Source organism: Cytobacillus eiseniae (assembly GCF_017874625.1).
Lineage (GTDB): Bacteria > Bacillota > Bacilli > Bacillales > Cytobacillaceae > Cytobacillus > Cytobacillus eiseniae.
This window is the reverse complement of record NZ_JAGIKZ010000011.1, coordinates 87,633-98,311: the sequence shown is the minus strand read 5'-3', so window position 1 is coordinate 98,311 and position 10,679 is coordinate 87,633. Positions and strand designations below refer to the sequence as shown.

Genomic DNA, 10,679 nt, shown 5'->3' with positions numbered 1-10,679 from the left:
TGGGAAAACAACTTGAATTTGTCTATCACCCCAACCCAAGGAAAGTTGATGAGGAAATTGTCAGAGAGGTTCATTATATGCTAGCGCAGTTCCTCGTCAAAAAAGCCTTGAAGAAAGCCACTTAACCTTGTGTTAGGTGGCTTTTTTATATTAATTTACGGGTGAAGATTTGTGAAAGAAAGGATACTTTTGAAGTATATCCATGGTTTTACCAGAATCTTTTTTAAATGATATTGCGTTTGAGTAGCATGATGTGTGAGTGAGCGTATTTGCCTCATCTAATACCACCTCATCTGCGTAATCGAAATAAATACCACACTCAGGACAACGAATATCCAATTCTTTTTCCCTCCCTGAAATATTTCATACTTGCTTCGATAACTGTCATGTCGAATCCTGCCTTTCCAAACAATTGTCAAAAAGGTGTTGAAAACTGAAGTGGTAAGTTATTCCCTTGTCTTGTTTCGATTGCAAAAAACACCCTATACTTTTAATGAAAGAAGAATCTTTGAATATACATAGGTATATGTAAGGGATTTAACAGAAGAAGGTTTATGAAAAGGCACAGAACGATAAGAATAATGATATCAAGGTAAATGCGAGGAGATATATCAATGATAGGAATTTACTCTCGTGTAAGCACACAAAATCAAGCTGAGGAAGGTTATAGCTTAGAGACACAAGAAGAACTTTGTATGAAACGAGCCAAAGAACTGGGCTATTCAAAGTCTCAAATAAAAGTTTATCGAGAAGAAGGTCGAAGTGGGGAAGACATTGATCGTCCTAAGATGAATGAACTCAGAGAAGATACTGCGAATGGTATCATCCATAAAGTTATTATTACCGATCCAGACAGACTGACAAGAGATTTAACGGATAAATTGATTGTTTGCAAAGAATGGGACAGACAAGATGTAGAAATTATTTTTATCGATACGGAATACCAAAATACCCCAGAAGGACAAATGTTCTTTAATATGCGTTCTGTTTTTGCTCAATATGAATTGGCTCAAATTAGAAAGCGTACTATTCGTGGACGACTTCGTGCGGTTGAAAAAGATAAAAAGATTATGCCCATGCGTACACCTCCATACGGATACGATTATAAAGATGGAGAGCTTTATATTAATGAAAAGGAAGCTGTATTTGTAAACAGGATATACAAGTGGTATTTAGAGGGATTAACGCTTCGTGAAATAGGGGAGAAGTTGTTTAAAGAGGGTGCGGTACCAAAACGAGCTCAAAGTAACAATTTTGGTGCTACATCTATCCGAAGGATTTTAACTTCCGAAATCTATATCGGTAAATATATTTACAACAGACGTGAAACGAAAAAAGTCTGGGGAGAAAGAACAGCATCAGGAAAACAGAAAAAAACATATAAAATCCGTGATGAATCCGAATGGATTACGGTAGATGTTCCACCCATAATTGATAAAAAAATATATAATCTAGCTCAAAAACAAAAAGAAAAGAATATAAAAAAGCGTGGAAATGTGAGATTTAATTATTTATTTAAAGGGATGATACGCTGCAAGCACTGCGGACGCATGTGGGAATGTACTACCTATAATGGGCGCGTGGATAAAAAAACTGGTGAAAAGAAAAAATACGCCGTTTATAGATGCCCGAATCTAAATCCAAAGCGGTACGGTGATGGAATAGAAAAATGTGAATCCCAAACGATTAGAGTTGATTTGCTTGACAAATATATTATGAACTTGATTTATGATACGTTAGGCAATCGTGAAATGTTTGAAGAAGCTGCGAAAGACCTTTTGATAAAAAAAGATGACGGATTAGATAATGAGTTGATGGAATTAGAGAAACAGCTGAAGCAAAAAGCAGATGAAAGAGACCGTGTGAAACGCATGTATGTGGTGGCTCAAGTGATTACAGAAGATGAGATGCTAAAGGATATGAAGAAAATCAATCAAGAGATAACGAAAATTACTAATGAGATTGATGTATTAAATAGGAAGAAAGAAAGCCAAGAAAGCTGTGTAATGACGAATGAACAAGTAGATATGATACTTAATACAATAGAGAACATGTTTGAGAAAGATGAAATGACATTCGAGGATAAGCGTGAATTAATGGAATTGCTAATTGAAGAAATAACGATTGATGCCAAGAGTGAAAAGGTTGGAATCGCAGTTAAAGGGCTCTTAGATGACATTGCTTCATGGTCACATCGTCAAAAAATTTGAAAATACAGGTGAGGATGCGGAAGATCTCATCTCCATCGGTACGATAGGGTTAATTAAGGCAATTGAGAGCTATTCAGAAGGAAAAGGGACGAAGCTAGCAACTTATGCGGCTCGTTGTATCGAAAATGAAATTCTTATGCATTTAAGAGCCTTAAAAAAGACGAAAAAAGACGTCTCCCTTCATGATCCGATTGGCCAAGATAAGGAAGGGAATGAAATATCCTTAATCGATGTTCTCAAATCAGATTCAGAGGATGTCATCAATACGATTCAATTAAATATGGAGCTAGAAAAAGTAAAAGAATACATTGGTGTGCTTGATGACAGGGAAAAGGAAGTCATTGTCGGCAGATTTGGTCTTGATTTGAAAAAGGAAAAAACGCAAAGAGAAATTGCCAAAGAGCTTGGTATATCCAGAAGCTATGTATCGAGGATTGAAAAGCGGGCGTTGATGAAGATGTTCCATGAATTTTATCGGGCGGAGAAGGAAAAGCGCAAAAATAGCTAAGGTAAGTAAATTGATTGGCGCTGAAAATCAATTACTATAAAAATAATGAATCAAACAATATAAATCTTGGGCATATCGATTGCCTGAGATTTTTTTTGTGCCAAAATACCTTCTGGTTTTTCACAAAATTCGTTGATTCATAGACATTGTTTAATTAAGTCATTTATTTTTTCCAATCTGACAAAGAATTTATTATTGCAAGATATAATATCTGAAGTTGAAGATATTATTGTTTTCTTTGAACACTATCTTTATGTAGTTGGAAATTTGTTGAAGAAAAGAAAAGTCTTAAAACAGAAAGTTATTAGTGTGTTAAATGGACTCCTGTGTTAGGTATAGTAAAGCTTAAACAGATAACCTCCATAGGAGAATGATATATCCTTAATGGATGTCTTGATGGCTGGGAAATTTTTTGGGGCGCTTCAGTCTTGACTTAAAGAAGGAAAAAAGGAAAAGCAATTAATACATTTAATTGGGGATGAGTGGGATTATATTCCATGAATTGTTGACAGTAATTTAGACAATGTTTATATTTGAGTTGAACTATTTTTATATTTCAGATAATTTTATTTGTGATTAACTATAAGCACTAATCCTTGGACAGGGTATCGTTGTACTTAATTACTTTAAAGAAATAATATTAATCTTGTTTAAATAAAAAATAATAAGTGTAGGTGCCTTTTAAATCTTATGTAACGAGGATAAAAATGACAACAAATATAATTAGATATATTATTAGTCTGATATTATTACTGATTTTGGCTGTTATACCATTGGGTATGGAGAATGTTGATGGAGTCTTTAATATTGATTTAGTGTCAATGTTTAGTAATATAAACTCTTTCATAAATGGCCTCTTTACAGGGGACTCTTGGTACTATAAACAAGGTGACAGAGTCCGTTCCATAACTAATGACTTAATTTCATTTTTTATATCTTCATACTTATATTTAACCATTTCAGCACTAATTGTAGTTTCTCTTTCAATGATATTAGGGATATTTTTTTGGAAAAGATCGAGTAAATGGATAGATGTTAGTATCGGATTTATAGGAATAATACCTGATTTTCTCTTAGTTCTTATGCTGCAGTTATTAATCGTTTATCTCAACAAAAATTGGGGGTTAAAAACTGTTAAAGTTGCCTCTTCCTCTATTAGCGAACCAGCGCTTTTTCTTCCATTATTTACGTTAGTTTTGATACCTATTGTATATTTAGTCAAAAGTCTATCAGAAATAACGTTTGATATAACAACTGAAAACTATATTCTTACAGCAAAGTCAAAAGGGCTAAAAAAAATATACATATATGTATATCATATTGCAACAAATGTTATACCTTATTTGAAAGCAGACTTGCACAAAGTACTCAGTATTATGATGGGAAATTTATTTATTGTGGAGTATCTATATAATACTCGTGGTTTAACTACAATATTGTTTCAATACCAGGTACATTTTGGTTATCAGTATAATTTAGTTGCTTTATGTCTTATATCTTTTTTTATATTATATTTAGCATGTTATTACTCTTTAAGGCTATTTATAGCATCTATAGAAAGGTGTATCTCTAAATGAAAAATGAAGTTAATATACAATTAATCATTGGAATATTGTTATTCACCTTTTTCATTGTAATAGCTTTAATAGGGCCTTTTTTAGCTCCTTATGATTTAGAGCACTCAAAAAAAATCGATTACATTATTAATAGTAATGGCGAAGGGCAGTTACGAGCATCACCTTTTCCACCGTCTAAAGAACATATATTTGGAACTGACAAATGGGGATATGATGTATTAACATTAATGCTTTATGGAGCAAAATATACTATATTTACAGTTTTGTTAGTAGCATTTGTTAGAGTAATGATAGGAACTACTTTAGGAATATTCAGAGGACTGAAAAGTCAGCAATCGACATATAAAAGACCGAAACGTATTTCTCTCTTTAGTGGAATCCCTGTATTTATCATTATTTATTTTATAATGGTAGGAATTAACATCGAACCAGTACTATCCCCAACTTCATTAGTAATCATACAGGCTACCTTTATGATTCTTTTGGGTATTCCTGGAGTTTTTAATGTTATATTTAGTAAAACACTAGAAATTAAAAAAAAAGCTTTTGTTGAAGCTGCAAGAACATTAGGTGGAAGTAAATTACATATTTCATTGAAGCATATATTTCCCGCTCTAAAAGTAAATTTATTGACAATTTTTTTTAGTGAGTGTATACAAGTACTACATATTATAGGGCAGTTAGGTATTTTTAATCTTTTTTTAGGAGGGACAGAAAAACAGTATCTTCCTACAATTTATCTTTCTATCACTAATGAATGGGCTGGATTGATCGGTCAATCCCGATCATTTTTGTATAATGCGCAGTGGGTTGTTATTTTTCCCTTACTAGCCTATCTGCTATTTCTTTTTTCTTTGTATGCTATTTCTTCAGGAATAGGAAAAAATATGAAGAATGATAGGAGAAGAACAAATTATATATAATAGCAGAAGTATTGAATTAATATTACTATCCTTTATTATTAAGTACTGAATGTTAATTGCTGTACCTCAATCCAGAAAAGGAAATACTTATAAAGTTAAAAGTTGACATTGAAAATCATTATCAATTACTATAGAAGTATTATAAGTGATTGGAGATGATTTCATGTTTGTCCAAATGAAAAAAATTGTTGTCACTGAGGGAAATGCCGATCAGGTTGTTAACCGGTTTGGAGGTCAGGGGATTATTGAGAAGCAAGAAGGCTTCATTGATTCTACAGTAATGGTGAAAAAAAGCCGTCGTGGAGATGAAGAAGTGATTGTGATGATTCGTTGGGAATCGGAAGAGTTCTGGAAAAAGTGGGAGAAGAGTGAAGAGCATATTGCTGGACATAAAGCAAAGCTTGGCCAGCCAAAGCCAGACTATATTGTTAGCTCTGAAGGCGGACTATATGAAGTGAAAGCGGTAAAAGATGCTGTTCAAAAGCAAATATAAAAAAGTCTCAGGCTAATCATTTGGCCTGAGATTTTTCTTTATTCAATTTTTCCATTCTTTAAAACTAATTTCCAATTTTCCCCGCCATCCTTTGATTCATACACATCATTTAAATAGGTCGAAAAGGCAATGGTATCTTCTTCTTTATGATTTACAGCAATAAATGTAACGGGGTTATCAAAATTCAAGAAAGGAATATCTAATTCCACGGCTTCCTTTGTTTGTAAATCCATACGATAAAAAAGTACTTTATCACCTATTACACCTGAATAAAAGAGGCTTTCTTCAGAGAATGCTAGAGCGGTTGTCATGACTGATTCAGTCACTTTCTCTATATTCTCCCCGTTATCGCTAGACATAAATATTCCACTTCTAGTTGACATCGCCATTAAAGCAGGATTGGATGGGTGTGCGGCAATCATTCCTAACGTATCTGCATCAAAACCATTTAATGTAACTGGTGTCCATGATTTTCCTCCATCCTCTGAAAAATAGACGCCAAGTTCAAGCTCAGAGTTTTCTTCTTGATTAATTAGATAAATTGTATTTGTGCCATAGCCTTTTGATAAAAATGGGAAAATACTTTCTCCGTAAAAAGCGACTTCTTCGGTTGTTGCCCCTTTGTCTTTGCTTTTCACAATACCAAGCGGTGATTTTAATTTAGCCCCTTCTTCTGGCTCCCCACTCGTGAAAAATCCGTCTTGACTTGCCTGAAAGCCAAAATATTCATGTTTTTGCGAAGTGCCTTCTAGCCAGCCTTCTTCAGTGTAATTTTTGATCCCCTCATCTGAAGCGATGTATAGTCCTTCATCATTCCCTGGGTAGCCTAACCCATTAATACGCTCAAGACGCTGAGGAGAGGCCTTTTTTATTTCAAATGCAATTTCTTGAGTAGGTTCATTGATTTTATCTGGCTTCTTCGTTTCTGTTTGATCCTCATCCGAACAGCCAGTCATTAGTAGGGATGTTCCAATCATAAATGGCAAAACGATCTTTTTTACTATGCTCATTTTTTTCACTCCAACTGCTAATTAGTAAACACTATCTTCCCAATAGTAACGGAAAACAATTGCTAGAAGCAAAGGATTCATCCTAAAAAATCCTTAAAAATACACATAAGCCTATACAGGAAGCCATTGTTACACATATTTTACTTATAAATGTGTGTTCAAAAAGGAGGACAAAAAGAAAAAGAGCCGAGAAGTTCAAGGAAGTGCCGCTTAGAGCACCGGAGCGTACGTTTTTGGTATGTGAGGAGCGGATAAGCAAACTGACGCAGAAATTAAGGCAGCTATTTTTCCCGGACTTTTTGAACATCCTCTATTAAGAAGGGAGGCAAAAAGCAGATGCCATATGGATACACATACAGTTGTCCGCCACCCCCATGTCCTGCTCCGTACTATGGTGGAGGAGGAGGAGGTTTCTGGTTAGCTCTCGCAGTTGTGCTCTTAATTTTACTACTCGTTTTTGGAGGTTTTTTTTACTATAGCGAGAAATGTTAATAAAAGCTTATGCGCTTTGTGCATAAGCTTTTAATTATAAAAAGGCATATATAAATAGAGATTTCTGAAAAGTTGCATTATAATAAAGCTGTAATTACAATTGTAGAAACATTAGAAGGAGGATTTGCATGACAGCAACCACATATTCACCCGTTTGGAATTTAGATGTCTTTTTTAAAGGTGGGAGTTCTTCTGAGGCATTTGTGACACATTTAAAAGAAACAAGGGAAGAAATAAAAGAATTCGAAACAAGTGTACATAATTGGGAAGTAATGAATGCACTTACTGATCAGGAGGAAATTGCTCATTTATTAGAGAAATTCCAAGCTGTTACGAAAAAGATTCGTGAGGCTGGCGCATTTGTTAGCTGTCTGCAAGCACAGGATACAAACGATAAGAAAGCGGCAGAACATCGCGCAACGATTACACAATTAAGTGCAGCATTCATGTCTGTTCTTACCTTATTTGATGAAAAGCTTACTAGTTTTGATTCTGAAATATGGGCAGAATTAATGGAAACGTCAGGCTTAAAAGAATTGGCATTTGTCCTAACGGAGCGACGTAAAAATGCTTCTGAAAAGCTATCTAAAGAAGAAGAAAGCTTGATCAATGCACTCGGCGTGGATGGGTACCATAGCTGGAGTCAGCTCTATGATTTAGTTGTTGGAAATATTAAAATTCCTTTCATAGAGAACGGGGAAGAAAAGAACTTATCTGTCGGTCAAGCGGCTAATAAATTTTCAAGCCCAGACAGAAGCGTTCGAAAAGAAATGTTTGCTAAATGGGAGAAGGCTTGGAATGGTCAATCAGATTATTTAGCGAAGGCACTTAACCACTTAGCAGGTTTTAGACTGAATGTGTATAAGAAGCGGGGCTGGGAAGAAGTATTAAAGGAGCCACTGGATATTAATCGCATGTCAAAGGAAACGCTCGAAACGATGTGGGATGTCATTTCAAAAAATAAAGCACCACTCGTTAAGTTTTTAAATCGAAAGGCAGAGCTTCTCGGACTTGAAAAGCTAAGCTGGTATGATTTAGACGCACCCATTGATCAATCTGAATCAAAAGTTTCTTATCAAGAAGGGGCAGAATTTATTTTAGAGCAATTTTCACATTTTGGCGATGAAATGACATCTTTTGCTAAGATGGCGTTTGAAGAAAAATGGATTGAGGCGGAAGATCGACCAGGAAAATCACCTGGAGGTTTTCATACGTACTTCCCTGAAAGCAGCCAATCGAGAATTTTTATGACTTACTCTGGTACTCCGTCTAATATTTCGACATTAGCTCATGAGCTTGGACATGGCTTCCACACATATGCAATGAGAGATCTTCATTTATTAAATCGCAATTATGCAATGAATGTAGCGGAGACTGCTTCAACATTAGCAGAAATGATTGTGGCTGATGCGTCAGTAAAAAATGCAAAAACAAAGGAAGAAAAAATTACGCTACTTGAAGATAAAGTGCAACGATCTGTTGCGTTGTTAATGAACATTCATGCTCGTTTCTTGTTTGAAACGCAATTTTATGAAGAGAGAAAAAATGGAACGGTAAGTACGAAAAGGTTAAATGAACTAATGGAGGAAGCCCAGAAAGAAGCCTATGGAAATGCACTTGATGAATATCATCCATCATTTTGGGGTTCAAAAATGCATTTCTATATTACTGGTGTTCCTTTTTATAACTTCCCATATACGTTCGGTTATCTTTTCTCACTTGGCATTTATGCGAAAGCATTAGAAGAAGGCAAAGACTATGAAGAAAAGTATATTGCTTTATTAAAGGATACAGCATCAATGACAGTTGAAGATCTTGCAATGAAGCACTTACAAGTTGATTTAACAAAGCCAGATTTCTGGGAAAAAGCAGTGCAGCTATGTATGGATGATGTAGTTGAATTTTTAGAGCTAACAGATAAAGAATAATTAAAAGCCGTACCTATGTGATCAAAGTGGGTGCGGCTTTTAACATTTATACTTTCCTTAGCTTAAATGGACTTACCATTAATATGGAGAGAATAATCATTATGAATAAGAACAATGGAGAAGGTACGTAAGGAATTGCAAGATAAATGAGGGTCGCTAGACATCCTGCAGCAGTAATAGGAAGACCTGTAAAAAAGCCGTTGTTTTCGCTAATATTGAATCGAGCAAGTCGGAAAGCCCCGCAGCCAATATAAAAAATTGTAATAAATGCGCCAGGATCACCAAACTCAAATAAAATTCCTTGATATATTAATAGTGCAGGGGCTACACCAAATGATATAATATCACTCATGGAATCTAATTGCTTTCCTAATGCTGATTCAATATTAAGTTTTCTTGCAACAATGCCGTCGAAGCGATCAATAAGTGCTGCCACAAAAATAAGCAGCAAACTTAAATTGAATTCACCTTTGAACGTATAAATGATTGCAAAACCGCCTAATGATAAATTTGTCAAAGTTAAGGCATTGGCTAATTGTGCTTTTATTTTCTTAAACGTTTGATCAAGTACATCCGATAAAAACATTCTTCATACACCTCATTTGTCGGAAAGTGCACATACTTATTATTTAATCATATTAAATTATAATGTATTTATGACTACACATAAAGAGTATTTTTACACTTTAAGGAGTGAGAGTTTTGATACAATCGATTTATCGATTAATGATTGAACTGACGAATGGAAGATGGACTTCGGGGATTTTAAAGAGATTTGCCCTTTCAAAAAAGAGCCGATATTTTATCCCGTCTTTCGCCAAGGTATATCAAATTAATGAAAGTGAGATGGAAAAAAGCATTGGAGAATATACTTCTCTCCATGACTTTTTTACGAGAAAGCTGAAAGTAGGAGCGAGAATATCAGATGAGAGTGATCAAGCAATCATCAGTCCAGTTGATGCAGTGATTGAGGATATTGGACGAATAGAGCCTGGTCATACAATTACAGTAAAAGAGAAGAATTATTCAATTAAAGAGATGCTAGGCAATGATGAAAAACTAGAAAAGTATGTGGGTGGTCAATACATTATTTTTTACCTTAGTCCCAGTCATTATCATCGGATACATAGTCCATTATCAGGAAAAGTAGTTGATCAGTGGACATTAGGCAGCAAATCATACCCAGTAAATAAACTAGGATTGAAATATGGAAAGCATCCGTTATCGAAAAATTACCGGACAATTACAGAAGTCTTGCATAACGGTGGGGGTTTTGTATCAATTGTGAAGGTCGGAGCCATGTTTGTTAATTCTATCGAAGTCATCCATGAAGGGGAAGAACTGGTGAAGGGAAATGAAATGGCCTATTTTTCTTTTGGATCAACGGTCGTACTCCTATTTGAAAAAGATCGGTTCCAACCATCATCTTCAATTAAAGTCCCATTTGATATAAAAATGGGTGAGAAGATTGGGGATCTTTTATAAAGACTCATATTAAAAAAATATTGTTTTATAATCAAATGTTAGAATGACTGGTT

At 34.8% G+C, this 10,679-nt stretch carries 8 protein-coding genes and 1 pseudogene; 7 read left to right on the top strand and 2 right to left on the bottom strand.

All coding sequences use genetic code 11. The annotated features are described in order from the left end of the window. Positions 1–596: 596 nt before the first annotated feature. The 5 genes and pseudogenes from J2Z40_RS11230 (at position 597) to J2Z40_RS11210 (ending at position 5,711) form a co-directional block, all read left to right on the top strand. Positions 597–2,210, top strand: coding sequence for a recombinase family protein (locus J2Z40_RS11230; RefSeq protein WP_389219267.1), 1,614 nt, complete (start codon positions 597–599; stop codon positions 2,208–2,210). Beyond that, positions 2,182–2,718 (top strand): annotated as a pseudogene (gene sigK, locus J2Z40_RS11225) (RNA polymerase sporulation sigma factor SigK); the annotation flags it as partial. The gene J2Z40_RS11230 and the pseudogene sigK, both read left to right, overlap by 29 nt. Before the next feature lie 707 nt (positions 2,719–3,425). Further along, positions 3,426–4,295: an ABC transporter permease subunit gene (locus tag J2Z40_RS11220; protein WP_066396146.1), complete on the top strand. Its 870-nt coding sequence runs from the start codon at positions 3,426–3,428 to the stop codon at positions 4,293–4,295. Next, entirely contained in the window at positions 4,292–5,218 is a 927-nt protein-coding gene (locus J2Z40_RS11215; RefSeq protein WP_066396144.1) for an ABC transporter permease, read from the top strand. The genes J2Z40_RS11220 and J2Z40_RS11215 overlap by 4 nt, the downstream gene beginning before the upstream one ends. A 163-nt stretch (positions 5,219–5,381) precedes the next feature. Continuing rightward, positions 5,382–5,711 (top strand): antibiotic biosynthesis monooxygenase family protein, encoded by a 330-nt coding sequence (locus J2Z40_RS11210; protein ID WP_066396141.1) that lies wholly within the window; start codon positions 5,382–5,384, stop codon positions 5,709–5,711. A gap of 38 nt (positions 5,712–5,749) precedes the next feature. On the opposite strand, the gene J2Z40_RS11205 is transcribed toward J2Z40_RS11210, so the two are convergent. Beyond that, a complete protein-coding gene (locus J2Z40_RS11205) occupies positions 5,750–6,721 on the bottom strand; it encodes a F510_1955 family glycosylhydrolase (RefSeq protein WP_157087835.1) in 972 nt (323 codons plus the stop codon). 620 nt (positions 6,722–7,341) lie between these two features. Here J2Z40_RS11205 and J2Z40_RS11200 point away from each other — a divergent pair. Further along, entirely contained in the window at positions 7,342–9,141 is a 1,800-nt protein-coding gene (locus J2Z40_RS11200; RefSeq protein WP_066396138.1) for a M3 family oligoendopeptidase, read from the top strand. A gap of 46 nt (positions 9,142–9,187) precedes the next feature. On the opposite strand, the gene pssA is transcribed toward J2Z40_RS11200, so the two are convergent. Next, positions 9,188–9,727 (bottom strand): CDP-diacylglycerol--serine O-phosphatidyltransferase, encoded by a 540-nt coding sequence (gene pssA, locus J2Z40_RS11195; protein WP_066396136.1) that lies wholly within the window; start codon positions 9,725–9,727, stop codon positions 9,188–9,190. 116 nt (positions 9,728–9,843) lie between these two features. On the opposite strand from pssA, the gene J2Z40_RS11190 reads away from it, so the two are divergent. Further along, positions 9,844–10,626, top strand: a complete 783-nt coding sequence (locus tag J2Z40_RS11190) for a phosphatidylserine decarboxylase (RefSeq protein WP_066396135.1) — start codon at positions 9,844–9,846, stop codon at positions 10,624–10,626. Positions 10,627–10,679: the final 53 nt, after the last annotated feature.